The sequence below is a fragment of the Oribacterium sp. HCP28S3_H8 genome, from assembly GCF_052064775.1.
GTDB lineage: Bacteria > Bacillota > Clostridia > Lachnospirales > Lachnospiraceae > Oribacterium.
Genome location: NZ_JBQHUZ010000003.1, coordinates 203,338 through 228,582 on the forward strand (window position 1 = coordinate 203,338; position 25,245 = coordinate 228,582).

Below are 25,245 nucleotides of genomic sequence, written 5' to 3' on the forward strand. Positions count from 1 at the left end.
AAGCTGCTGCTCGTTAATCCTGAGCTTCTGCTTATCAGTCTTTCCTTGTTTCTTTACTTTTGTTTCTTTATCTTTGTTTCTTTTTCCAGCTGATGAACCAACCGATCAGCAGTGCAATCGCTGCAATCGCTCCTACCGCATAAAGTCTCATCATGCTGATATCTCCGGTCTTAACCTGACGATTTGCACCCGCTACCTTGCTACGGTTTGCGCCTAAAACCCCGCCATCTTGAGAAGTTTCCGTCTGATGTGCGCGGTCTCTTTCGGCACCCAGTACTTCACCATCTGGTGTTGTTACATCATCCGAGTGCTCATTGCCAGATGAAGTCGTTGTTTCCGCCGCGGTTGTACTTACAGGTCTCGGCTTATCGTCATGATCATGATGCTCGTGGTGTGACGATGAAGAAGTTGTTGTCTCCGCTGGCGTTGTAGCTTCTACCGAAGAGGTCTCTGGTGTCGTTGGGGAAGTCTCCGGTGTTGCTGTGGAAGGCTCCGGTGTTGTTGTGGAAGCCTCCGTTGTTGTGGAAGCCTCTGTTGTTGTGGAAGCCTCCGTTGTTGTGGAAGCCTCTGTTGTTGTGGAAGCCTCTGTTGTTGTGGAAGCCTCCGTCGTTGTGGAAGCCTCTGTTGTTGTGGAAGCCTCTGTTGTTGTGGAAGCCTCTGTTGTTGTGGAAGCCTCCGTCGTTGTGGAAGCCTCTGTTGTTGTGGAAGCCTCTGTTGTTGTGGAAGCCTCCGTCGTTGTGGAAGCCTCCGTCGTTGTGGAAGCCTCTGTCGTTGTGGAAGCCTCTGTTGTTGTGTCCTCCGGTGTCGTTGGGGAAGTCGGTTTATCCCCAGGGACGCCATTTGTCACAAAAACACTTGCATCATGCTCATCCTTATGATGATCGGTCAAAGACGATTTATGATACTCAGATCCACTTCTAATTAATGTTTTTACAAATACTTGACCGCCGTAAACATTATTTTGTTTAAATGTTGCTTCCGGCGCAATGATGACACCATTTCCGGAATTATTTGTTATCGTTTTAGTATATGGTTTAACCGAAATGACTTCACCATTAGCATCTTTATTCACATGATCCAGAAAATTATAAATCACATGACTAGTACGATAATCATCAAAATTATCTCGTACTGCATCACCCGCAATATTTACTAGATCTATGATATAACCGTCTTTTTCCCATTGATATTTACTTTTATATTCCTGGTCTTCCGTATCAATATTAATGAGCAGATAATCTCCATCAGAAATAAAATCCGGATTATCTTGTAAGTTTATATTAGCTGCCTGAAGATCCTGACTAAGTCTTCCATTTTTTCCCTCAATATTTACGACATGTAAAGTAGCACCAGTGGCAGGATCCGTATAGGTTTTTAATCTAGCCGCTGACTCACTGATCGGGACGATTGTTTTTTTAAGCCAGTCAGAGACACTGACATGCTTTTGATCTATCAATGGGCTTTTTACAAGAGACTGAAATTCCTCACTGACGTTATTTATATCATTCTTGCCAGATAATAATGTACCATTTTTCGCCGTTACCTTGACCCAGTTTCCATTCTCAAGTTGTTTTCCATCAGGACCTACAAAGTAGTTTTCAAATCCACTTCCAAGATACGTTAACGCGCCAAAAAATCCCATTACATCACTTTTAATATCCTTTTCTTTTGGAAGATAATTTTTAATTACATCCTCAATTGAGCTTGCATCTACCGCACTTCCATTTGTAAGGAAAATTTTTCCGATATGATTATAGACCTCCGATCCGGCGATGGTATTTCCATCAATTTTGAAGCCATTTCCATCAGAAAATTCATACTTTACAGTATATCCATCCGACGTTTTATTCCCTGACTCAAGTCTGGGACGCTGATGTGTTGTTGGATCAACTTTAGAATCCAGTTCATAAACAAAAACAGGTCCTTTATCTAAAGCTTTCTTTAACTCTTCATACTCGCTTTTTGTCTGGATATCCTCAAACTCAAATGTTCCCTTGGCACTATTTGATTCTTCGTCAAATTCTGTTGGTATCTCAAAAGTATAAAATGGCTGTAGATCTTTAGGCTTAAATAAACCAAAGTAAAACGTACTGTCCTTATCTTTATCACCGCCTGTAACGGTCTTATTAACAATAATGTTTTTGATAACATTATGGCTATATAAGTTTTCAAACTTTAGGTATGAATCCTGACTATCAATATAGTAATTGTCTGTCGCAATATTACTTTCAATATGCTGATTATTTACCAGGTTTTCCGCAAAGATGCCAAAGTCTGTCGTAATACCGAACTGATCGACAAATTCATTTGGTGTCATAGAATTCGTGCCGTTCCAAGCATTATGCTGTCCTTGGTTGGAATCTATAAATGCAAACACTGAGAAACCATGTACCGTAAAGCTGGTCTGATCCTTATATCCTGTCTCCTTGTTGTTTCGGTCCGTATCCTCAGAAGTTTCCTCTACATCCTCATCCTCTGCTGATTCTACATCATCATTATCTTCAAGCTCAGCATCAGAAGCGTCAGAAGCATCTTCACTTACTTCCTCTTCCTCGTCTTTATCCGCGGCTTGAGCGGCGGTTTTGTCGATAGTTACATTCGCATCCTTTACAGACTCGACAAGGATGTTATCTGCGGTAAGGTCCGTGAGATCGGCGGTGATTCTCTCACCATCCGCTGCGGCCTGCGCCTTGACTTCCTCTTTAACCGGGAGATGACGGATCTCGACATCTTCTGCATTAGCGGCGCCAAGCTCCTGCGAGAGCTGTCCACCCAGGAACTCCATCCTGACAGAAACATCCCCCTCCGGCTGGTATTCGTATGGAGTGCCGTCCTCGTCTGTACCGATAAACGAAATATCATACAGCAGAGTATTATCCTTAGTATACGTCTTAGCTTCCGTCTCCGATTCCCGGGCAGATTCCGCCAGGGCTGTCATGTAGGCATCATAATTGTCTTCCTCCGGCGTAAGCTCCTGCACCTTAAGCTCAACTCCATCCGGAAGCTCCTTCTGCAGCTCCACAGTAACCTTGATTTTGCCTTCCTCAAGATACTCAGCATAAAGCTTTGCATCCGACTCCGGCCTTGCGTAAACAAGCAACACCTCGGTATCCTCATTCAGCGCCGTCCAGTTTTCACCATCTGTTGAGTATTCGTAAACTGTGACACCATCCTCATCGCTCTTATGGATCGCACGAATCACCTCTCCGTCAATGGTTGCCTGCCGATAGCTGTACTTTTTGGAGTAGAATTTGATAAGTCCTGCCAGCATACTGCCGGTTTGTCTGCGAATGCTTCTGACCGGTGCCTGATCCTCCTGGTCGAGGGTCAGAACTCCATCACTGTCAAAATGCACCTTGACATCATCATACTTCTCAGAAATCTCATTTCCGAGATCATCTACAACATGAAAGGTAACATGGATTTCCTTATACGCTGCCGCTGTTGTCTCCGGCAGAATGGTCTCCGGTACCGTTGTTTCTGATACCGATGTTTCCGGTACTGCTGTCCCTGTTGCTGCTGTTCCAGACACGGTTGTTTCTGATGCCACAGTTTCCTGCGATATAGGACTCTCATCTGTCGTTTCCTGCAGTGTCGCAGCTTTCGTAGCCTCACCCGCAGAAGCTCCTGTCCCTTCAGAAGCTCTGGTTTCGCTTTCGGCTGGAGAAGCAGTTGTCCCTTCCGCCGTATTGTTTCCGATTCCGGAGGCTTCACTTCCCAGACCACCTTCAGAAGACGTATTTGTTTCACCACCCTGTGCCGACGCACCACTGGTATCGTCTTTGCCTGGCTGAGCGCCCGCCTCGTCGGCAATAGAAGCTGCTTCCTTTCCTGCAGTATCCGTATCTCCGGATTGAGATGCAGAGCTGTTCTGCGCTTCTGCAACAACTGTCGTATCGGTGTCTGCGTCCTGCGTGTTTACATCTGCATTTTGTCCCTCAGCGATATCTGCTCCACTATTTTGCTCCATAGAAGCGCCAGAATCTCTGGCATCCACGTCTGCAGCAGAACGGTCTGCATTTGCATCCTGATGTACTTCTGCACCCGTTTCTGTTGTGACCGATGCAAATGCACGTCCGATACTTCCACCATCCACGAGATTGGCAGTGACAAGTGCCGCCGCCATAATCGTTGACAGCAATCGTTTAGAACTTAACTTCATAACCCCACTACTTTCCCTATCCCTTGCATCGATTATTCAAATACATTATCGCGGTAGGTAATAGCAACAATATCTTTATGCTTATCAATATTAGGCTTATAGAGTGCTACTTTCAAGTATTTTTTCTGAAAATATTAATAAATCATTTAACTATTTGCAAAAAAGAGCAGAACTGACATCATATTTCTACGATATCGGCTCTGCTCTTGTGAGATTTTTTATGCAATTATGATGTATATAAACGCTTCACAGGATACTCTTATACCGTCCCAGAAAGCTCTGCATCCGTTCATTTTCCGAGTTAAAGACTTCCTCGGCATTGCCCTCCTCTACGATAACACCATCCGCCATAAAGATCACCTTGTCGGAGATGTCCCTTGCAAATGCCATTTCATGCGTCACAATTACCATGGCGATGTGCAGATCCTTCAGCGAACGGATGACCTTCAGCACCTCTCCGGTAAGCTCCGGATCCAGCGCACTGGTCGGCTCATCAAAGAAAAGCACCTTGGGATTCAATGCAAGTGCCCTGGCGATCGCCACTCTCTGCTGCTGCCCTCCGGAGAGCTGATATGGATAATACTCTGCCTTATCGGCAAGCCCCATCTTGTCAAGGAGCTCCATACCGGTTTTTTCCGCTTCCGCTTTTGGACGTTTTTGCACGTGGATTACAGCGTCAGTTACATTCCTAAGTACATTCCAATGCGGAAAGAGATTAAACTGCTGAAACACCAGTCCATAAACCTGTTTGATTTTCTGCAGCGTTTTCTTATCCGCGTAAACAGATTTTCCGTTGGCATCATTGTCTGCGACGACAGTATCCTCATATTTAAGCATCCCGGCATCCATTGTCTCGAGCAGCGTTGCACAGCGGAGAAGTGTGGACTTTCCGGATCCGGATGGCCCGATAATCGAGACAATCTCTCCATCCTGCACCGTGAGACTGATGTCGCGAAGTACCTGGAGGTCTCCGAAGCTTTTTTTTACATGCTGCATTTCCAGTAGATTCACCTGAAGCCTCCCTTACTGATAATAATCCATCTTCTTTTCCAGCCGTTCCATCATAAGCGCCACGATAAAGTTAAAGATGTAGTAAAATACACCCGCAACAATCAGTGGCGTCATAGAGGTCTGACTGGAGGAAAGTGCCTTTGCCTTGGTAAACATTTCCATCACGGAAATCGAGAAGGCAAGAGACGTATCCTTAACCAGGGTAATGACCTCATTGGTAACTGCAGGTAGAATCCGTTTTACGACCTGCGGCAGGATAATCCGGAAAAAGCTCTGCGCTCTGGTATATCCCAGGATATCCGCGGCTTCGTACTGCCCCACCGGCATGGACTGTATCCCCGAACGGTAAATTTCCGCAAAGTACGCTGCGTAGTTAATGATAAATCCAATATAAACCGCCGAGCTCCGATAGGTTGGGCTGAGTTTAATGTTTAAGAGGTAATACGGCCCGTAGTATACAACAAAAAGCTGCAGCATTAGCGGTGTGCCCCGCATAATGGAGATATAGACCTTAGTGAGTGTACTTATGAATCCGTTCCTGGACATCCGTCCAAATGCTACCACAAGTCCCAGCGGGAGACTAAACAACAGTGTAATTGCAAAGATCCGGATAGATACCCACAGACCACCCAGAAGCTCCAGTACAATCTGAATCAGCGACACAGATAACCTCCAATCCGCATTCTCATTACTTTAAAGTGAATACATCAGATCCAAACCACTGCTCGGAAATCTTTTTTGTGGTGCCATCCGCCTGCATGTCCATTAAAGTATCGTGTACAGCGGAAGCAAGCTTGTCCTCGCCCTTCTTAAATCCGATGCCATACTCCTCTGCAGAGAGGGAATCATCCAGGATACGCATTGCCTTGCCGGAGGATTTAATCTGATAGCCTGCGACAATACTGTCCATGCAGACGGCATCACATGCGCCGGACTCAAGGTCCATAAGTGCGGTGCTGTAATCTGCTACCTCAGTAAGTGAACCGAAGCTGCTGGACAGGTCCTTGTTATCGTTAAGCGCATCCAGACCGGAGGAGTCCTTCTGCACCTCTACTGCCTTACCGGCAAGATCTGCCTGTGACTTGATATCGCTGTCCTGATTTACGACGAATACCTGATTGTTTGCCATGTACGGTCCTACCCAGGTATAATCATCCTCTCTGCCCTGCATTGTAAAGCCATTCCAGATGCAGTCAATGTTTCCAGACTCAAGCTCCATGTCCTTGGCATCCCAGTTGACCGGCTGCGGAACAAATTCGAGTCCGAGACGGTTTGCAACCTCCTTTGCAAGATCCAGGTCAAATCCGGTGTATTGTCCATCATCACCGACAAAACCCATCGGCGGGAACTCCTGATCAAAACCAACAGTGAATTTACCGGTAGGTGTCTCTACCTTAGCACCATCCGCAGATGCAGATGAAGCAGCTGCTCCTGAAGTTTCAGCAGTAGCCGTCGAAGCTTTGGCAGCCTCTGTGGTTTCCGCCTTGGCGCTCTCCGATGCCTGCTCTGTTGCCGCCTGTGTGCTCTCTGCCTGAGATGCAGATGTGTCCTTTGCGCTTGATCCGCAGCCTGCAAGTAACATAGCTCCTAAAACTGCAGCAGTAATGATCGCGATTGATTTTTTCATAATATTTTCCCTCTCCTATGATACTTGTAGAGCGTTCATGACCTGCATGAACGCTGTAGGATTCCTGCATGGCTCCTTTATGGTTCCCACAGGGACTCTACATGAATCCCCATGAACCTAATATTGCTTGAGCCTGAAGCTGCTTAAACTTGCAGCTTGCATGGATCTGAAGCTCTACATGGACCTGAAGCCTGCATGTACCTGAAGCTCTACATTTGATCTGTTTCAGATCTGGCAATAGGTTACTTTGTTTATAGTTCAACACTCTACCATAGTAAAGCATTGTTGTCAACAAAAAGCAGAAAATACAAGCAGCAATACTCGAGGTATCACTGATTTTTATTTGATTTTCTTTGAATGAGTTTGCGGTTGCCTCAAGGTTCGGTCCAGGATAGGAATCCCCGGAATATCATCCAAGTGTCGTATCAAGCACCATCATCAGTGTAAAGCCAAGTGAAAACATCAGTACGCCGACATTGGAATGTTTACCGGAGGACATCTCCGGAATCAATTCCTCGACAACAACATACATCATTGCACCGGCGGCAAAGGCGAGTAGGTACGGAAGCAGCGGTACCACCTGCTCCGCAAAGATGATTGTAAGGATTGCACCGATCGGCTCCACAATACCAGAGAGCATACCATTAAGAAATGCCTTTCCCTTGCTCTCACCCTCTGCCCGGAGCGGCATGGATATAATGGCACCCTCTGGAAAGTTCTGGATCGCAATTCCAATCGCAAGCGCCATCGCAGCTCCGATGGAAAGTCCTTCATTCCCGGCAAGCCATCCGGCAAATACCACGCCGACCGCCATACCCTCCGGTATGTTGTGAAGTGTCACCGCAAGTACCATCATCGTTGTTCTTGCAAGCGAAGATTTCGGTCCTTCCGGTTCCTCCGCAAACTGATGAAGATGCGGAATGATATGATCGAGTGCCAGCAGAAACAAGGTGCCAAACCAGAAGCCTGTTACTGCCGGAAGAAACGCAAGCTTGCCCATGGAACTGCTCTGCTCCATCGCCGGCAGAATCAGGCTCCAAATGGATGCCGCCACCATGACACCGGAAGCAAAACCCTGCAATGCTTTCTCTACTTTTGAGCTGAGCTCTCCACGCATAAAAAACACGCCTGCCGCACCCAGCGTGGTGCCAAGAAACGGGATCAAAAGTCCTATAAAAAGATTCAGATTTAAATCCATCTATAAACCCCTCACAAATTGTAATAATAAAAGTTGTGCGCGCTCTACCTGGCTGCTGCCTGATAGATTCGGTAGTTTCCTTGTCTAAGGTTTTCATCCGGAATTTCATACCCCGGGATTTCTTCAGAAGGCTGCCACACCAGATCTCTACATCGAAGATATGATTGAGATTATAGTCATTGATCTGCTCACTACATTACATAACATAGCAGAAAAAAAGGTTAATTCCTAGTAAAACACTATAAAAAGATAGAGACACTTCAAAATCTCTCATGAAGTGTCTCTATCTGGATTCATCCTATTTATTTTCACCGGCTAAAATGAATAAGCATTCCAGGTCCTAAAACAGCTAAGAACCCCGGCTCATTTCACAATCCGGTAAGCATACGTGCCTGCCGCATCACCTGCATTCGCATGCGCTGCCTGCTCCCTGGTCGTTACATAGAGTGAAGCTGAGACAAACTGGTCTCCCGTATGGTATCTGCCGTCATAGTCCTCGGATACCGCGCGTTCAAGAAGCTTCTGGATCTCACTCAGATCTGTAATTTTAATATTAATGCTGCCTTGATCCGCATTCATATCCAAATCACTGCCATCTAAACCGATTTTATCTTCGTTTATGTCTGCAGCGCCAATGCCCCCACTACTTTGATCTGCGTACGGCTCGTCCTGATTTGTAATACCCTGACTATGTTTCTCGTCGCCGCTGGTCTGATTCTCCGTCTGCGTATTCTGCTTCTCTACCCCGTTAACCGGATTCAGATCTATGTCGTCAGCCGCCAAAGCTTCGGAAATCCCAAGCTCCTTAAGCTCCTGATCCCCTTCCTTGCTGTAGCTAACTACCTGTGCATATGCTATCTCTGACAGCTCTGGTGTATTTTTACTATAAACGCCAAGCTCCTTGAGCACAGCAACCGTATTTTCATACTCCGGGTATACATCAAGATATAAGCTCGCAGAGTGCTGCTCGTTAAAGTTTTCCTCCTCGTTATACTCAGAATCCTGATATTCAAGGTGAATCTGACCATCCACGTAGTGATCATGCGCAAATGTGAAATTATACATTTCCAGATCCTTAAGGTATGCCTCGCGCAGTCGTGCAAGCGCCTCTCTGTCGAGACGTATGTCCTTATAGTCGCTGGTGTTGGACTGATAGCTAAGACTAACCGTCCACGCATCTCCCGGGTGGAAGCTCATCTCATCCTCCGAGAGCTGGTACATGGCATTCTGATATTCCCGGGAGCCAACGATCCTGTCCATAAGAGAAGTATTCACATCTCCCGGAAGCGAGAATACCCGTGAAACCCGCTTGCCGTTTTTAAGTGTATACACGATCTGCATGTTGTATCCGTTGACATCGTAAACATTAGACCTGACGTAATTATGATCCATTGTATACTGCATGCCGGTTCTGGCAAGTTCAAGCGCAGCCTCGGGATCCGGAAGCTGCATCCTGTCTGCGAACCAGTCTGACTCCTTCTGCGAACTGAGCCCGTCTGCGTCCATCCGGTCGCTTGTCAGGTTATATCTTGGATACATCGCAACGCTCTGAAGCTCGGAAAGCTCCGGAACATAGCGGTTAATCCCTGCCGGGTCCATTGCGTAAAAGCCAAAAATTCCGAGCGAGATCAAAATCCCCGCTGCCATCTCCGGGATATGCCGGAACGCCGCTTTAAAATTATAGGTGTAGATGATCTCCATAATGCCGGAGATCACCACCACTGCTAACGCCATCATCAGGATGGCTGCTGCAAATGTCTTGGTCCTGGTGCCGCCCAGAATCTCAATGGTAAGTAATGCCGCAGCAAGCGAGATCAGCACAGCAGTCATGATCTTTACGGCAATCCGGACCGGACGGAATACGACTGCGGTACCGGCAGACTCGTTTTTACGGACCCGATATGCACAAAATGCAAGGATCGTCACGGCAATCGCCAGAAGAAACCCTTTTATGTCCGCAGGTGCTGCCGCCGCGATCCACTTCTTAAGCTCTATGAATCTAAGTGTTCCTTTATAGCTACCCACCGTAGTGCCCGGGTATTTGTCTGTGCCTACAATATACCAGCAGATCGGCGAGAGCTTCGGGTAGGAAAATGCATCCTCGCCGGCTACAAGCGGAAACAATGCTGCACTGTAACCTGTCAGCAGGAGTCTCATGAAAAATTCATAGGCAAGCAGAAATCCGTTGGCAAGCAGGGCTATGATAATATTTCCGGTGAGCATCATTGCAAGAGCCGCCACACTGAACATCCCAAGATACAGGATGAAGCAGCGCAAAAACGTATAAAGCGCTTCCAGCAAAAGCTCTGTAGTCAGACTCTGCATGCCGAGTGCTGCCAAAAGACCGATCAGCAGCGCAATCGCATAGCTCAAAACAAAGATAAGCACGCTGCTCACATACACTGCTGCAAAGCGTTTGCTTCTGGAAACAGGCTGACTCTCAAAAAAGTCAATTTCCCGTCTGTTGTGAAGCCAGGCAAAGCCCTGCATGGAAAGCACCACTGCCAGAATACAGACAAAGAACGCAACCGGGCTGCCGCCTCCCAGGATGTCCGATGCTGCCGCTACCTTGGATGCGAGAAGCGTTGAACCCTCTATGGGAATGTCTGCATATTGATTCTGTACAGAGCTTACCGAAAAAAATACACCAAGTCCAAAATACAGGCTGAGCGTAAGGAGGCAAAGTGCCAGCGGCCAATGCCGGCGGTGCAGCATTTCCCGGACCTCAGGAAAGAATGATATTTTTGATGTCATATCCAGCTACCTCCGTTTCACTGATAAATATTTCTTCAAGGGTAAGCGGCAAAATCTCAAACAGCAGGGTCTCCACTCCCCGGAAGTGATTTTCTACGGTTTCCCGATCTCCCCGGACCGTAATCGTATGCACACGCCCGATTTTCTGATGATTCAGCACCGTAAGTCCCTCAAGCGCTCTTTGGGCATCCGCCTCCTCACGGAATACGCACTGCACCTTCTGGATCCCGAGCTTCATATCCATGAGGTCCTCCGACAGGAGAATGCCTCCCTGATGGAGTAATCCCACATGATCGCAGATGTCCTCAAGCTCCCGCAGGTTATGAGATGCAATGACCGGTGTCAGTCCGCGATTCATCATATCCTCAGCAAGCAGGCTCTTGACACTCTGCCGCATCACAGGATCCAGTCCGTCAAAGGTTTCATCACAGAAAAGATAACGTGTCCCTGCGGAAATACCAAGTATCACTGCAAGCTGCTTTTTCATACCTTTGGAAAAGGTTTCGATCTGACGCTTCGGATCCAGACCGAAATTACCGATCAGCTTTTTGCAGCGCGCTATATCAAACTCTGGATAAATTTTACTGTAGTAGCCTTGCATTTCTTCAGCTGAAGCATTGCGGAAAAACCATGGCTCATCCGGTATAAAAAAGAGCTCCTGCTTCGTCTCGGGATGATCATAAACTACTCTTCCATCAATCAGCACCTCGCCCCGATCCTGCCGGAGCACGCCGCTCATAATCCGCATCAAAGTACTTTTACCCGCGCCATTGGTTCCGACAAGTCCAAATACCTGCTGTTCCTGAATCTTCATAGAGATACCCTTTAACGCCTGCACAGCATCAAAGGACTTCTCAAGCTTAGTAATCTCAATCATAGCTTGTCCTCTTTCATAATGACTCCCAGTTCTTCCATCGTAATATCCAGTTCCTGAGCCTCTTTCCGGATTTCGTCGATTCTTTGTCTTAATTCCAGGATTTTGTTTTTGCGCAGGGACTGGTCGGCACGGACAAAGCTCCCTCGTCCTTTGACCGAATACGTATATCCCTGATATTCAAGCTCCTGATATGCCTTCTGCACTGTGTTTGGATTGGTGGAAAGCTCCATTGCAAGACTCCGAACCGAAGGCAGCTGTTCTTCCGGAAGCAGAATGCCCTTCAGGATCAGCAGCTTAAACTGCTCGACAATCTGCTCATAAATCGGACGGCTGTCCCGATAGTTGATTTCCATCCGCCGATTCCTCCTTTGATAAAGTTTGATTGATGAATAGCGAAATATAGTGTACTGTATGTATTATCTGTATTATACATATTAGTACAGTTGGAGTATAATGTCAAGGGATTTACATAACTTCCCTTCAGGTTAAGATACAAGACAAAAAATTCATCCGATCTGCCCTGAAACAGGCTGATCGGATGAATTTTAACAGTACAGATTCAATTTACAGTCCATAATCACTTCGCCAAATCGCAGGCTGCATAATATGGCAATCTATAGAGACAAACTGGATGGACAATGCCCAGTATCACTTCACAAGATGGCAGGCAACGTAGTGCTCCGGGCGAACCTCTCGGAGAGCAGGCACCTCCTGACGGCAGATATCGCAGGCTTTAGGACATCTGGTATTAAAGGGACATCCCTTTGGCTTATTGATCGGACTCGGGATATCTCCGGAGATGATCTCGTGCGTTTTATCGTTTTCCTTCTTAGGATCCGGAATCGGCACCGCCGCGAGCAAGCCCTGAGAGTATGGATGCAGTGTCTCCCGGTAAAGCTCATCACTGGACGCAAGCTCCATAATAGAGCCGAGATACATTACTGCAATACGATCTGAAATGTACTTTACAATGTTAAGGTCATGCGCAATAAAGAGATACGTCAGGTTCATCTCCTTCTGCAGATCCCGGAGGAGGTTGATAACCTGTGCCTGAATCGAAACATCCAGAGCGGAAATCGGCTCATCGCAGACAATAAACTCAGGCTCGATGGCAAGGGCTCTTGCGATACCGATTCTCTGACGCTGACCGCCGGAAAACTCATGCGGGAAACGGCTTGCATGCTCACTGTTAAGGCCAACGGTTTTCAGCAGCTCACCGACGCGCTCCTTACGGCGCCTGGCATCATACATGTTATGGATTTCCATACCCTCCTCAATGATGGAACCAACCGTCATTCTGGAGTCAAGCGATGCATACGGATCCTGAAAAATGATCTGTGCCTTTTTTGTAAAATCAAAGCGTGCCTTGGTGGAGTGGAGATCAAGCTCCTTGCCATCATAATACAGCTTTCCCTTGGTTGGCTTGTAAATCCCCATAACGGTACGACCGAGAGTGGATTTACCACAGCCGGACTCTCCTACAAGTCCAAGCGTTTCACCGCGATAGATTTCCAGATTGACATCCTCCACTGCATGCAGGGAACGACCGCCGCTGACGCGGAAATATTTGCAGATATGCTCTGCTTTAATCAATACATCTTTACTCATGATCTTTTCCCCTCTCTTCCTTAGGGCAGTCCGGATGAAGCAGCCAGCAGCTTGCCGTATGACCATCCTCTACCATAAATTCCGGAGGCAGCTTCTCCTGACAGATCTTCATGCACTTCTCGCATCTTGCCGCAAAGCCGCAGCCCTTGGGAGGATTCAAAAGATCAGGCGGTGTGCCAGGGATCGCAATCAGCTCCTCATCCTTTGTTGTTTCCGGAGACGGCAGGCTCTTTAAGAGTGCTCTTGTATACGGATGCTTAGGATTATAAAAGATCTGATCCGTAGTACCGCTCTCCATCACCTTGCCGGCATACATAACGGCAACACGGTCCGCGGATCCGGCAACAACACCAAGATCATGCGTGATCAGGATGATGGCAGTCTTTAATTCCTTCTGAATGTTTTTTAAGAGATCCATGATCTGCGCCTGGATCGTAACGTCCAGTGCAGTTGTCGGCTCATCGGCAATCAGAAGCTTGGGATTGCAGGACAGCGCCATCGCAATCATGGCTCTCTGCCGCATACCACCGGAAAATTCATGCGGATACTGCTTTGCACGCTCCTCCGGGTTTGGGATATTTACCTGTCGGAGACATTTGACAGCCTCTGCCATTGCCTCCTGACGGCTCATCTTTTTGTGCAGTCCCATAGTCTCCACGATCTGCTTTCCGACCGTCATTGTCGGGTTCATGCAGGTCATCGGATCCTGGAAAATCATCGAGACTTCCTTGCCACGGATGCTCTGCATCTCCTTTTCGGAAGCATGTACAATGTCTTTGCCATCCAGTGTAATCGAACCATCCATGATTTTGGCAGGCGGCATCGGGTTAAGCTTCATAATCGTCTGTGCCGTTACAGACTTGCCGCAGCCGGACTCTCCTACGATTGCCAGCACCTCACCCTCATCCACATGCAGGGATACGCCTCTTACTGCCTGTACCTCACCTGCATAGGTAAAAAAGGATACCTTTAAGTTTTCTATATCCAATAATCTCTTGCCCATGATTACCTCCTCAACTTCGGATCAAATGCGTCTCTCAGACCGTCACCAAACAGGTTGAAGGCCAGCATGGTCAGGGAAATGCAGACCGCTGGAATCATCAGCTGAGACGGATAAATACGGAAGTTCTCAATACCAAGCTGCGCAAGCGAACCCCAGGAGCACATCGGCAGCTGTACGCCAAGACCTACATAGCTTAAGTATGCCTCGGAGAAAATCGCGGAAGGAATCGCAAGTGTAACACGTACGATCATTACGGACAAGGTATTGGGGATCAGGTGCTTTGCAATGATTCTGGACGGACTTGCACCAAGCGCCAGCGCCGCCGTAACAAACTCCTGCTCCTTTAATGCTACAATCTGTCCACGAACCAGACGCGCCATCGGGATCCATCCGACAAGCGAATATGCCACGATGATCGTCATCATACCCGGCTTCAGGACCATCATCAGCAGGATAACAATAATAAGGTAAGGGATACCGTTGATGATCTCCAATATTCGCATCATAATGATATCCGTTGTGCCACCGAAGTAACCGGAAATACCGCCGTAGATAGCGCCGAGAACAAGGTCAACCAGCGCACTGACAACCGCGATCGTAAGAGAAACACGGCCTCCCATCCAGCAGCGGGTAAAAATATCTCTGCCAAGTGTGTCGGTACCGAAAATGTGCATATGGCCCGTGCCCTTTACCCCCGGCTCATTGCAAACTGTAAACATAGGTGCATTGATATGACTGTAGTGCTGTTCACGATAGTCAAATGGTGACAGCATCGGCGCAAACACGGAAAAAAGAACCATGATAAACAGAATCACGAGGCAGAACATCGCAACCCGGTTTTTAACAAGTCTCCGCACCGCATCCTGGAAAAAGGTAAGGCTCGGTCTTGTAATCGACTCCCGGTCTCTCTCCGATACCCCGACATGCTGGAACTCCGACGCATCAATATGCATTACTGTATTTTCTTCCATTGCTTATGCCTCCAGCTTTACTCTCGGATCGATGAGACCATACAGGAGATCTACTACCAGGGTACATACCACCAGCAGACCACCGTAGAAAATCGTCGTTCCGGAAATCATCATGTAATCCAGGTCCTTGATACTCATAACAAAGTACTTGCCAAGTCCCGGGATGTTAAAGATACTCTCGATAACAAAGGTACCGGTCAGAACCGATGCCACGGTCGGACCCATAATGGTTAGAACCGGCATAATCGCGTTACGGATCGTATGCCGGAACAGAATCTGCTTCTGGGACAGACCCTTGGCCTTGGCGGTCTTGATATAATCCTGACTCAGGACGTCCAGCATACTGGTACGCATCAGTCGGGAAACCGTTGCAAGCGAGCTTAAGCCAAGCGCAAAGGACGGAAGCAGTGTTTTAGCAAAGGTGCCCCAGCCCTGTACCGGGAAGACAGAAAATCCGAGCAGCTTCCTTAACTGAAGTGCCAGGAAGTACTGCAGCAGCGCGCCCATAATGAAGCTTGGTACCGAAACACCGATCATTGCAATAAACATCGAGATGGAGTCCCAGACAGATCCTCTCCGTACTGCAGCAACCATGCCGAGCAGCACACCTGCGATTAACGCAAAAAGCAGTGCACGGACGCCCAGATCCGCAGAAACAACAAATGCCTCCGAGATAAGCTCTCGCACCGGTTTGGAATAGGTGATGGATGTGCCCAGATCTCCCCTTACCACATTACCGATATACATGAAATACTGTACGATAACCGGTTTATCCAGACCGTACTTTGCCTTCATGTTTTCAAGAACTGTACCGGTGACCGTCTTATCTCCAAGGAACGGATCTCCCGGAAGCATCCGCATCATGAAAAATGTCAGAGTGATCAGCACAAACAGCGTCAGTACCGCATATCCGACACGCTTCAAAGTATAGCGCCACATAATGTGTCCTCCTAAATAAGATTCAACTCTCGTGATCTGAGAGCTTAGTAACGGGCATGGAACAGACCGCTCCATGCCCGATGGCTAAACCTTCAGGAATTTCAAAAAAGAACCGGCAGCCGGAATCTCCGACTGCCGGAAAATCCTCAAAAATTACTCTGCAAGCTCAGTGTAAGTGAAATAGTAGCCCTGGAACGGCTTACGAACGTAACCATCCTTTAACTTCTCACTTGCCACATAATCCTCATGTCTCCAGTAAACCGGGATAACAGGCAGATCCTCGGCGATCTTCTGCTCACACTGTACAAAGATCTGCTCACGCTTCTCAGCATCCTTTTCGGTCTTGGTAGAAGCGATCAGTGCATCATAGTCCGGATTAGCATAACCTGTATGGTTGTTACCATTGCCTGACTCCATAAGCTCAAGATCGGTCAGCGGATCATTGTAATCCGGGCCCCATCCGCCCATGCAGAAGTCAAAGTTCAGAGAGTTACGACGAGCTCTCCACTCGGTGATGGTCAGCACCTCGATGTTGATGTTGATGCCCAGGTTCTGACGCAGCTGCTCCTGGATTACCTGAGAGAGAAGCTCATTCTGCGTACCTTCACTGGTCATCAGGCTGATCTTGACCTGAGAAGCATCGGTATATCCAAGATCCTTAAGTGCAGCATCCAGATATTCCTTTGCCTTGGCTGTATCCGCATTGGCATCATACAGTCCCTTGCCGCCGTTAGCTGCAACAACCGCATCCGCAAAGGTATCCGTCTTAACACCGGAAATACCAAGTGACAGAGCCTTTGGAACCTCATTGTCGTTCTTAAATACAGTATCGATCAGCTGCTGACGATCCAAAGCAGCAGAAACCGCATGACGGAGATTTACAGAACGGAAATCCGAGCTGTCTGTCGTATTCATCCACATAAAGTAGCTATAGCCGCCGACATAAGAGCTTACCTCAAAGTCATCTGCGTGGAATGCATCTCTCTGCTCACCGGTCACATCCATCATATCCAGCTCACCACCAAGGAACGCATTATACTTGGTGTTGGTGTCGGAATACTTCACGAAGTTGATCTCGTTAACCTGAACATTGTCTGCATCTCTCCAGAGCGGATTTTTCTCAAGAGTTACACGGTTCTCCGTTACCCACTCGCTCATGTAGAACGGACCATTGTAAAGCAGGTTTTCCGGGCTCTTGCCGTACTGCTCTGCACCAACCTGCTCATAGAACGGCTGATAAATCGGTGCCATAACCTCAAACTTTAGATACTGAAGCAGGTATGGTACATAGTTCTCAAGCTCGATCTCGAGGGTATAATCATCAACGGCCTTCATGCCGACATCCTCAAGCTTCACTTCCTCAGTAGAAGCTCCGGACTTGTAATCATAATATTTCTGCGCATTCTTAAAGATGGTTGCGAATGCATAGTACTCTGATGCATTCTGCGGGTTCAGGAGCTCACTCCAGCCAAATACAAAGTCCTTGGCTGTAACCGGTGCAACTTCCTTACCTGTGCTGTCTACCCACTTGGCATCCTTTCTTAAATGGAAGGTCCACTTCATACCATCATCAGAAGACTCCCAGGACTCTGCTGCTGCCGGCACAATATTGTTGTTGGCATCCAGCTTGACAAGTCCATCCCAGCAGTGACGAGCGACTGAGAACTCATTGTTATAGGTCATGAGAATCGGATTCATTACAGAAATAGTGGTAACTTCCGCAGTAATAGAACCAGGTTTGGAGGTACCAGGATAAATGCCTTTTCCTTCATTAGGATTCTGGAAAGCAGCACGTGCCATCGCTGCCTGATCCTCTGAAGCTTCTGCAACGCTTCCGCCCTCTGCTGCCGCTGTCGACTCTGCAGCCGCTCCTGTAGTCTCTGCTGCTCCGGTGCTGCTGCTACTGCTGCCGCTGGAACCGCAAGCCGCGAGGGAAAGTGCCATGGTCATCGCGAGGGCGATGGATAAAGCTCTTTTTTTCATAAAACCTCTCCTTCTACTTTGTAAAATACGCAATGCAATATCGATCCTTCCTGACGATTCCTTCCATTCATTACCACATATGAAAACGACAATCCGCTGTCAGTTCCTATACATACATGACAGCCAACCCCGGCATGACTGTATGCAGGAGTCCGGTATGTGCATCCGGTTTACCAGTTTAGTACATTGAAGTACAATATACTAAAATGAGTGGCCGCAAACGCACCAGCCGCCAGGGCATCCGCCGTAACTGCTGAAACATGCATTCCGGTCACATCCTTCCGCACAAATTTCTAACCTGCAAGAGATTTCTCTCTCATAGGAAGCGCTTCAGATGGGTAAAATGCCCTCCTTCATTGGAAGGTCCCCAGATGAATGAAACTCCGCCCTAAAATTCTTTCCGAATGGAAAGCAACGGAGACTTTCGTTCTGAATGAATTTCTGATAGAGTATTGCTTTAGATTAACAATTATTATATATACCATAAAACGACACATATTGCCAAGTCCTAATTCAGATATTTACAATATGCACAAAACCGAGGTTTTAAATGAGTGAAATTTTAAAATATTTTGATGCTTTGTTAGACAGATACTATACTTTTGTATATCAATATGCTTTCCTTGTCTCCTGCAACGATACGTCCGCAAAGGACATTGCATTTCAGACGTATCTGTATACAGGCGATAATGTCCGTAAATATGCAATTACCGACAAAAGTGTCAATAAACCATCTGAAATCACAAAGGTTTCTATACCTGATCCCCGTGAAATAAAGTCACAGAAACATGTAGCATCGGCAAAGTTCCCCGCGGAGCAAACGCCTGCAGCATCTGCTTTAACCGATTCAAAAGCAGAAGCGTATGTCTCAGAAAATCGGGAACTCCTGCTGCATCTTTTTGCCAACTGCAATACCGTGATTGATGATTTCTTTCTCCGGCACCTGCGGCGCAGAAAAAGCCGGTCTGTGATCGAGTCCTCTGTGGACTTTGCAATCACAGACCGGCTGTGGGCGCTGATGCGGGCGCCGCTCCTCCGGAAACAGGCGCTCTACCTGCTTTACTGTATGGATTTTACACAGGCAGAAGTCTCCACGCTTCTCCATATCCCGGAGTCCAGGCTTCCCTTCCTGTCACCGGAAGACGCCGCCGCGCTCAAGGAATTGCTAAAGCCGGTTCAGCCGGATGAGGAGACCCTCAGCAGTGTTTCGGACGATCTGTATCTCCGATTTGAGAAGCGCAATGTACCGCTTGAAAACAAGCTTAGGGACATCCGGCTATTTTTTGACCGTCATATCCTGTGGATCGCAGGCTTTCTGATCCTCTTTATGCTTCTGGCAGCGATGTATACGTCCCGCTTTGCTTAAATCTTGTTATCCGATCTTATACTGCACAGTGACTGTCGCAGTTACTCCGGTCTCTCCGGGCTGGAATGTGAGCGAATCCGCAGCCTTTGCATTCTCAATTCCCGCCATGCTGAATGTCCGGTATTCCGGGCTGTTGTCCTGATATCCCTCGTTGATCGTCTCCACCTCTGTCACCTTGCCGCCGACAGACGCTGCAAGTGCATCCGCTTTGGTGCGGGCGTTGTTCATAGCGTCTGCAAGTGCCTGCTGATAGGTTTCGTCATATTTTGAAGACGTATAATTAATGCCTGTCATGTTATTGATTCCGGCGGAGACACATTGGGATACCACATTTCCGGCTTCCTCAATCTTAAGATTTTTTACAACGAGCGTCTGTTGCACGCTGTAGCCTGAAATCTGGCTGCCATCGCCCGTATTGTAATCATACTGCGGATAGATATAATAATCCGTTGTCTGAATATCCTTGTCATCAACGCCCAGCTGCTCCAGCGTACTCTTAACCTGTGCGCTCCGTGTATTGTTGTCCTCCTGCGCGAGGCTGAGATCCGCATTATCCGAGGATATGCCGAATGTGATCTCCGCGACATCCGGCACCACATTAATCGTTCCGGATGCCGTTACCGTGACTGTACCGTCCTTGGAAATTGAAACAGATGAATCTGTCTTGTCTTTTGCAGTAGTATCCTCTGCCGCATTAGATGCTCCGTTGTCTTCTGCGACGCTGCTCTCCTTGGCACTGCTCCCTTTGGCGCCACCTTCCTCCGTTACAGTTGTACCTGCAGCTACCGAGGTTGTGTTCTCCGTATTGGTGCCTGTGTTCACCGTGGCATTATTGCCGCAAGCCATCAGCAGAGCGCCGGCTAAACCTGTTGTAAGTATCCATTTTACATTCCGTTTCATACGTTTTCCTCCAAGTATATGTTATTATATTTCGCTCTACAAGAACGTCTCACTAAGTTCGTCTCAGAAAGATCGTTTTTGCTGAACATATCCCGCCAAAATGCCTGGACAAGATCATCTCACTTAATAAGACCGGAAATGTAGTCAGCAGGTCACAGCTTTTTTTAAAAAAACAGGCAGTTCATCAGGAGATTAGACTTCCCGACAAACTGCCTGCCAAATATACTATGCGATTGTCCGTTTGTCGTATGAAGATCAAACAGACCTATAGACACTTTTAGTCAACCTTTTTAAACATGCTCTTATCTACACCGCAGAGTGGGCAAACCCAATCATCTGGAAGATCCTCAAAAGCAGTTCCCGGAGCGATGCCATTATCAGGATCACCAACAGCCGGATCATAAATATATCCACAAGTCTCGCACTCGTATTTGTCCATAGTAAAATCTCCTTTTTTGTTATGCGGCCTGGCTCATAGGAAACATCCGCAATAATTAAATTACATGTACATTGTACTACTTTTACTATACCTTACGCAAGCTGAAAAGTCGATTTTAATATTAATTTGCAATTTTAATTTCAGCAAGCCTCATATAAAAGATCATACGCAGGATCAATAGTTCTCTGCATGTATCTCAAAATACGACTGCGGATGTTTACATACCGGACATACCTCCGGAGCTTCCGTACCAACGACAATATGACCGCAGTTTCGGCATTCCCAAACCTTAACCTCGCTCTTTTTAAAGACTTCCTGCGCCTCTACATTGTGGAGCAGCTTTCTGTAGCGCTCCTCATGGCTCTTTTCGATGGCAGCAACGCCGCGGAACTGCTTGGCAAGATCATGGAAACCCTCTTCGTCCGCTTCCTTAGCCATACGGGCATACATATCAGTCCACTCATAATTCTCGCCTGCAGCACCAGCAGCAAGGTTTTCCGCTGTATCACCCAGAAGTCCGAGCGCCTTGAACCAGAGTTTTGCATGCTCCTTTTCATTATCAGCTGTCTTTAAAAATAAAGCCGCGATCTGCTCATAGCCTGCTTTTTTAGCAACAGAAGCAAAGTAGGTATACTTATTTCTTGCTTCTGACTCGCCGGCAAATGCCTCCCACAGATTTTTTTCTGTCTTGGTCCCGGCATACGGATTTTTAGGATTTACTGCTACAAACACATCGGTCTGATGGCACTTCGGGCACTCCTTTGGAGGCTCGTCGCCTTCATAAACATAACCACAGACCTTACATACATATTTCATATCCTTGTCCTCCTGTTCCAAATGACAATTGCAGAGCCCGTGCAATGCTCTTGTATCTCAATAACACTTCATATTTTAACATATCAAAGAAAGGAAGCCAAGAAAAATTACTATGGCAAAATTGAGCCAGAATTGAAATTTGGTCGGGGATGACGGCAACCACAAGCCTTGATTCCTCTGAAGCGACTTGACTTTGCAAAATCCGGATGATTCTATGCTTCATAAAATCCGGAAAATATTAGTCTGGAAACCGTAATATCTCCGTAATAAAGCCTGCTCCACAGCATGCTAAAATACTTCTATGAGGTATGAAATTAGCGTCTCAAAGCCGCTCACCAACGTACTACAGCTTGAACCCATTGTGCGGAAGTGCCGGTGAAAAAGTCACCGCCCGATGGTGACGGAATGGAGATTATTATGAAATTAAAGCAGATTCTTCCGGGAATTTTCCTAAGTCTTGCCTGCTCCCTACCTGCATTTGGCGGACAGTGGCAGCAAAACCAGATCGGATGGTGGTATCAGAATGATGACAACACCTGGCCTGCTTCCTCCTGGCAGTGGCTCGATGGAAACGGTGACGGCATTTACCAATGCTACGCGTTTGACGAGGACGGTTACCTCTATGTTGACACTACAACGCCAGACGGCTTTACCGTAGACCCGGAAGGTGCCTGGTCGGATCATGGCATCACGCAGACCCGCCGTTTCCTTGGCATGGCACCAACAGCCACGCCAATAAACACCTACTCCGGCGGAACTATATCCTCGGGAGGCAGCTCTACCGGATCGACATCCTCTGCGCGCTCTAAAAACAGCGCACGAAATTCTGCATCCGGCAGTCACGATTCCTCGGTGCCAGTCGTTCATGAAGTCCACATTGATCATGCAGACGGCACTAACGGAAGTGAAAGCAGTAAGTCAGACAACGCAAGTGCTGCACCCTCCGATGCTTCCGATACCGGCTCCAAAAAGACAGATCCTGTCGTTCCGACTGTGACCGGAGGCACCAAAAAGGAAGCAAATGGTCCATCCGGACACATGCACAGCAATGCCAATTACGGAAGCCCCACTTCAGATAAGCAGACCCACTCCTCTCCTGCGGCTGCCAACCAGACCGTGTATTGGGATCCCGAGGACACTACATACCATAAGAATGCCGACTGCAGCAAGCTGCGCGTACACGGCGAAGATCTCTCCTCCGGCAGCCTCGTGGAAGCAGAGCGTAATGGGATCACCAAAGCCTGCCCGGTCTGCGCAAGATAGCATCCACAGAGCATGAGGCGTGCTCCCATGTATGCGTTGTATTACGATAAGCGTCGGTCCGGTACCAGGATCCGGACCGCCTTTGGCACAACACGCACCACGGCAGACTCGATCTCGCCTCCATTCTCCCCATCCAGTGTCCAGGAGACCTCCTGATCAGCCGCAAAGCGCACTTCATCCGTACGGAACACCCGGAAGTATCCACCCTCCGTATTGCCCTGCGCGAGACTCTGCAGAATTTCCCGCACATCATTAAGATCATCCGGTGCTTTAATGAGGATCACCTCAAACATTCCATCGTCCATTTCCGCCTTGGAGAGCGCCGGACTTTTGATGCCCGCAACCGAGGTTGTATTGGATACTGCGCCAAAAAGATACGCATCCTCCTCAATGATGCCGTCATGCTCAATCCGCATATGGATCCGGGACATGAGACTATCCGACGCCGACAGCACCCCGGTAAGGATGTACGCCGCATAGCCGATGGCATTTTTCATATTCTGGTCGGTCTCATAGCTCACTGCCGTAAAAGCACCAAAGGCGGCAACATAATTGAAATAGCGGTTCTCAAACTGTCCGATGTCATAACAGAAAGCCTGCCCGTGATCAAGCAACGCTGCACTTCGTGCCGGGTCTCCCGGGATATGCAGTGAACGTGCAAAATCATTGGTCGTCCCCGTCGGCACATACAGCACCGGAATCTCGTTCCAGCCTGCCTGCATCAGGGCGTTGACAAGATGATTTAACGTTCCATCGCCTCCGCAGCAGGCGATATAATCAAAATGCTGTCCCCTCTCCTTGAGCGTCTCCACGATCCGCTCGGTGGTGAGTCCCCGCTTCGGAAGAATCGGATACGCCACCGTCTCACAGCCCTTTTCCGCTAACTGCGTGATCAGCTGATATAGATTACGGCGCGCAACCCCGGTACCCGCCGAAGCATTATAAAGAAGCAACAGCTTTCGATCTCCGATTCGGATTTCCATATACTCATCTTCCTTCTATTCTCACCGAAAAACGACATATTTCGGGATGCCACCTTCAAACTCGCAGGACAGCTCTCCCTGAATCAGCGGCTTAAGATAATTTATGCACTCCTGCGTCACACCGTTTCCTTCTGAAGAAATCCATTTTTCAGGCACCTTCTTTTCCTTATTGGCAACCTCCCTGATGTCCACAGAATCGTACACAACCTTATATTCCGCATCTCCAAGTGCAGAAATCCGCCGAAGCGTCGACATACACCCGTTCTTTCCAGCGAATGCAAGCTCCGCGGCATTTTTCCCGAGGGCTCTTGACTCCCGGATATCCGTACGTGAGAGGAGATGCCCCGCGCAGCGCTGCAGGAGATTCAGTTCAATTGACCGCACCTTGCAGCCAATGTTGCTCTTGACGACATTCTCCAATACCTTGCCGGCGCCGGAAGCAATTACGTGTCCGAATGCATCCTTCGGTCGATTCTCCGCTCCGTAATCACAAATCATCTTATCCGAACGATCCCGGATGCCCTCGGAAATTGCCACTATGATATTTTTATGAACCGACATCTCAGCACGGAGATCAGAAATAAATTCATTTAAGTCAAACGGAACCTCCTCCAGATAGATCAGGTACGGAACTCTTGCATTCTGATTTTCGGCAAGCGCCGCAGCAGCCGTAAGCCAGCCTGCATTCCTGCCCATCATCTCTACAATGATCACATATGGCATATCATATACAAGCAGCTCCCGTTCAAGCTCGGAAATTGTCGTCGCAATATATTTTGCCGCAGAGCCAAAGCCCGGGCAGTGGTCGATGCCGTAGAGATCATTGTCAATCGTCTTCGGTGCCCCAACTACCGTAATGTCCTCGATTCCCTTGCTTTTAATATATTGAGACAGCTTCCACACCGTATCCATGGAATCGTTACCGCCGATATAGATAAAGAATCCGATGTTATACTTTTTAAAAATCGCAATGATCCGCTCAAATTCCGAGGGATCTACTCCCGGGTCCTTCAGCTTATACCTGCAGGAACCAAGTGCCGCCGCCGGTGTCGTGCTGAGACGGTCGAGGATCCGCATGAGTCCTCCATCCAGTGCCTCCGGATCCACCTCACCATTTTGATCCACGCCGCCAATTTCAGCTAACGCAAGCTCGGGGATCTTAACGGAGAGATCGATAAAATGCTCCTGAAGCACGCCCTGTATCCCGTAATCCGCACCCAGAACATGTTCGATCTCAGGATTTTCAAAGGCTCTCTCAATAATCCCGGCAAGTGTTGCATTTATCGCAGCTGTCGGTCCGCCCGACTGCGCAACAAGCAGATTTTTTTTCATAATGACCCTTATC

General features: G+C 47.9%; 20 protein-coding genes. 2 read left to right on the forward strand and 18 right to left on the reverse strand.

The window, feature by feature from the left end:
• Window positions 1-67: 67 nt before the first annotated feature.
• From ACTNEN_RS05100 to ACTNEN_RS05160, 13 genes are all read right to left on the reverse strand, one after another.
• Window positions 68-4,162: a hypothetical protein gene (locus ACTNEN_RS05100; RefSeq protein ID WP_441204966.1), complete on the reverse strand. Its 4,095-nt coding sequence runs from the start codon at window positions 4,160-4,162 to the stop codon at window positions 68-70.
• A 246-nt stretch (window positions 4,163-4,408) separates the two neighbouring features.
• Window positions 4,409-5,173 carry an amino acid ABC transporter ATP-binding protein gene (locus ACTNEN_RS05105; protein ID WP_441204967.1) on the reverse strand — a complete coding sequence of 255 codons (765 nt, stop codon included), beginning with the start codon at window positions 5,171-5,173 and terminating at the stop codon, window positions 4,409-4,411.
• A 12-nt stretch (window positions 5,174-5,185) separates the two neighbouring features.
• A complete protein-coding gene (locus ACTNEN_RS05110; RefSeq protein ID WP_441204968.1) occupies window positions 5,186-5,836 on the reverse strand; it encodes an amino acid ABC transporter permease in 651 nt (216 codons plus the stop codon).
• A gap of 25 nt (window positions 5,837-5,861) precedes the next feature.
• The gene (locus ACTNEN_RS05115) at window positions 5,862-6,800 is read right to left on the reverse strand and encodes a transporter substrate-binding domain-containing protein (protein WP_441204969.1); all 939 of its coding nucleotides are present in this window, start codon (window positions 6,798-6,800) and stop codon (window positions 5,862-5,864) included.
• A 409-nt stretch (window positions 6,801-7,209) separates the two neighbouring features.
• Complete coding sequence (locus ACTNEN_RS05120; RefSeq protein WP_441204970.1) at window positions 7,210-7,998, reverse strand: ZIP family metal transporter; 789 nt, start codon at window positions 7,996-7,998, stop codon at window positions 7,210-7,212.
• Window positions 7,999-8,361: 363 nt separating this feature from the next.
• Window positions 8,362-10,752 (reverse strand): DUF6449 domain-containing protein, encoded by a 2,391-nt coding sequence (locus ACTNEN_RS05125; RefSeq protein WP_441204971.1) that lies wholly within the window; start codon window positions 10,750-10,752, stop codon window positions 8,362-8,364.
• On the reverse strand, window positions 10,724-11,629 hold the full coding sequence (locus ACTNEN_RS05130; protein ID WP_441204972.1) for an ABC transporter ATP-binding protein: 906 nt from the start codon (window positions 11,627-11,629) through the stop codon (window positions 10,724-10,726). The genes ACTNEN_RS05125 and ACTNEN_RS05130 overlap by 29 nt, the downstream gene beginning before the upstream one ends.
• A complete protein-coding gene (locus ACTNEN_RS05135) occupies window positions 11,626-11,982 on the reverse strand; it encodes a GntR family transcriptional regulator (protein WP_441204973.1) in 357 nt (118 codons plus the stop codon). Before ACTNEN_RS05135 ends, ACTNEN_RS05130 begins: the two co-directional genes overlap by 4 nt.
• A 295-nt stretch (window positions 11,983-12,277) precedes the next feature.
• The gene (locus ACTNEN_RS05140; protein ID WP_441204974.1) at window positions 12,278-13,237 is read right to left on the reverse strand and encodes an ABC transporter ATP-binding protein; all 960 of its coding nucleotides are present in this window, start codon (window positions 13,235-13,237) and stop codon (window positions 12,278-12,280) included.
• A complete protein-coding gene (locus ACTNEN_RS05145; protein WP_441204975.1) occupies window positions 13,230-14,240 on the reverse strand; it encodes an ABC transporter ATP-binding protein in 1,011 nt (336 codons plus the stop codon). The genes ACTNEN_RS05140 and ACTNEN_RS05145 overlap by 8 nt, the downstream gene beginning before the upstream one ends.
• A 2-nt stretch (window positions 14,241-14,242) precedes the next feature.
• Window positions 14,243-15,211: an ABC transporter permease gene (locus tag ACTNEN_RS05150; RefSeq protein WP_441204976.1), complete on the reverse strand. Its 969-nt coding sequence runs from the start codon at window positions 15,209-15,211 to the stop codon at window positions 14,243-14,245.
• A gap of 3 nt (window positions 15,212-15,214) precedes the next feature.
• Window positions 15,215-16,150 (reverse strand): ABC transporter permease, encoded by a 936-nt coding sequence (locus ACTNEN_RS05155; RefSeq protein WP_441204977.1) that lies wholly within the window; start codon window positions 16,148-16,150, stop codon window positions 15,215-15,217.
• Window positions 16,151-16,303: 153 nt separating this feature from the next.
• The gene (locus ACTNEN_RS05160; protein ID WP_441204978.1) at window positions 16,304-18,133 is read right to left on the reverse strand and encodes a peptide ABC transporter substrate-binding protein; all 1,830 of its coding nucleotides are present in this window, start codon (window positions 18,131-18,133) and stop codon (window positions 16,304-16,306) included.
• Between the two features lie 550 nt (window positions 18,134-18,683).
• On the opposite strand from ACTNEN_RS05160, the gene ACTNEN_RS05165 reads away from it, so the two are divergent.
• Entirely contained in the window at window positions 18,684-19,499 is an 816-nt protein-coding gene (locus ACTNEN_RS05165) for a hypothetical protein (protein ID WP_441204979.1), read from the forward strand.
• Between the two features lie 6 nt (window positions 19,500-19,505).
• Here the strand turns inward: ACTNEN_RS05165 and ACTNEN_RS05170 are convergent, their stop codons facing one another.
• The 3 genes from ACTNEN_RS05170 to rbr all read right to left on the reverse strand — a co-directional run bounded on the left by ACTNEN_RS05170 (window position 19,506) and on the right by rbr (window position 21,654).
• A complete protein-coding gene (locus tag ACTNEN_RS05170; RefSeq protein ID WP_441204980.1) occupies window positions 19,506-20,399 on the reverse strand; it encodes an SIMPL domain-containing protein in 894 nt (297 codons plus the stop codon).
• Between the two features lie 277 nt (window positions 20,400-20,676).
• Window positions 20,677-20,838 carry a rubredoxin gene (gene rd / locus ACTNEN_RS05175; RefSeq protein ID WP_441204981.1) on the reverse strand — a complete coding sequence of 54 codons (162 nt, stop codon included), beginning with the start codon at window positions 20,836-20,838 and terminating at the stop codon, window positions 20,677-20,679.
• Between the two features lie 174 nt (window positions 20,839-21,012).
• The gene (gene rbr / locus ACTNEN_RS05180; RefSeq protein ID WP_441204982.1) at window positions 21,013-21,654 is read right to left on the reverse strand and encodes a rubrerythrin; all 642 of its coding nucleotides are present in this window, start codon (window positions 21,652-21,654) and stop codon (window positions 21,013-21,015) included.
• Window positions 21,655-22,071: 417 nt separating this feature from the next.
• Between rbr and ACTNEN_RS05185 the strand changes: the two genes are divergently transcribed.
• The gene (locus ACTNEN_RS05185) at window positions 22,072-22,917 is read left to right on the forward strand and encodes a hypothetical protein (RefSeq protein ID WP_441204983.1); all 846 of its coding nucleotides are present in this window, start codon (window positions 22,072-22,074) and stop codon (window positions 22,915-22,917) included.
• Window positions 22,918-22,958: 41 nt separating this feature from the next.
• Here the strand turns inward: ACTNEN_RS05185 and ACTNEN_RS05190 are convergent, their stop codons facing one another.
• Window positions 22,959-23,900, reverse strand: a complete 942-nt coding sequence (locus ACTNEN_RS05190) for a diacylglycerol/lipid kinase family protein (RefSeq protein ID WP_441204984.1) — start codon at window positions 23,898-23,900, stop codon at window positions 22,959-22,961.
• A 21-nt stretch (window positions 23,901-23,921) separates the two neighbouring features.
• Entirely contained in the window at window positions 23,922-25,232 is a 1,311-nt protein-coding gene (locus ACTNEN_RS05195) for a 6-phosphofructokinase (RefSeq protein WP_441204985.1), read from the reverse strand.
• Between the last annotated feature and the right edge of the window lie 13 nt (window positions 25,233-25,245).

What these genes read in the sequence shown, in the direction of transcription:
- ACTNEN_RS05160 (WP_441204978.1), bottom strand. Translation starts at nt 18,133, where the DNA reads ATGAAAAAAAGAGCTTTATCCATCGCCCTCGCGATGACCATGGCACTT.
- ACTNEN_RS05170 (WP_441204980.1), bottom strand. Translation starts at nt 20,399, where the DNA reads ATGAAACGGAATGTAAAATGGATACTTACAACAGGTTTAGCCGGCGCT.
- ACTNEN_RS05125 (WP_441204971.1), bottom strand. Translation starts at nt 10,752, where the DNA reads ATGACATCAAAAATATCATTCTTTCCTGAGGTCCGGGAAATGCTGCAC.
- ACTNEN_RS05120 (WP_441204970.1), bottom strand. Translation starts at nt 7,998, where the DNA reads ATGGATTTAAATCTGAATCTTTTTATAGGACTTTTGATCCCGTTTCTT.
- ACTNEN_RS05140 (WP_441204974.1), bottom strand. Translation starts at nt 13,237, where the DNA reads ATGAGTAAAGATGTATTGATTAAAGCAGAGCATATCTGCAAATATTTC.
- ACTNEN_RS05165 (WP_441204979.1), top strand. Translation starts at nt 18,684, where the DNA reads ATGAGTGAAATTTTAAAATATTTTGATGCTTTGTTAGACAGATACTAT.
- ACTNEN_RS05130 (WP_441204972.1), bottom strand. Translation starts at nt 11,629, where the DNA reads ATGATTGAGATTACTAAGCTTGAGAAGTCCTTTGATGCTGTGCAGGCG.
- ACTNEN_RS05100 (WP_441204966.1), bottom strand. Translation starts at nt 4,162, where the DNA reads ATGAAGTTAAGTTCTAAACGATTGCTGTCAACGATTATGGCGGCGGCA.
- rbr (WP_441204982.1), bottom strand. Translation starts at nt 21,654, where the DNA reads ATGAAATATGTATGTAAGGTCTGTGGTTATGTTTATGAAGGCGACGAG.
- rd (WP_441204981.1), bottom strand. Translation starts at nt 20,838, where the DNA reads ATGGACAAATACGAGTGCGAGACTTGTGGATATATTTATGATCCGGCT.
- ACTNEN_RS05115 (WP_441204969.1), bottom strand. Translation starts at nt 6,800, where the DNA reads ATGAAAAAATCAATCGCGATCATTACTGCTGCAGTTTTAGGAGCTATG.
- ACTNEN_RS05155 (WP_441204977.1), bottom strand. Translation starts at nt 16,150, where the DNA reads ATGTGGCGCTATACTTTGAAGCGTGTCGGATATGCGGTACTGACGCTG.
- ACTNEN_RS05150 (WP_441204976.1), bottom strand. Translation starts at nt 15,211, where the DNA reads ATGGAAGAAAATACAGTAATGCATATTGATGCGTCGGAGTTCCAGCAT.
- ACTNEN_RS05145 (WP_441204975.1), bottom strand. Translation starts at nt 14,240, where the DNA reads ATGGGCAAGAGATTATTGGATATAGAAAACTTAAAGGTATCCTTTTTT.
- ACTNEN_RS05190 (WP_441204984.1), bottom strand. Translation starts at nt 23,900, where the DNA reads ATGGAAATCCGAATCGGAGATCGAAAGCTGTTGCTTCTTTATAATGCT.
- ACTNEN_RS05135 (WP_441204973.1), bottom strand. Translation starts at nt 11,982, where the DNA reads ATGGAAATCAACTATCGGGACAGCCGTCCGATTTATGAGCAGATTGTC.
- ACTNEN_RS05195 (WP_441204985.1), bottom strand. Translation starts at nt 25,232, where the DNA reads ATGAAAAAAAATCTGCTTGTTGCGCAGTCGGGCGGACCGACAGCTGCG.
- ACTNEN_RS05185 (WP_441204983.1), top strand. Translation starts at nt 22,072, where the DNA reads ATGAAATTAAAGCAGATTCTTCCGGGAATTTTCCTAAGTCTTGCCTGC.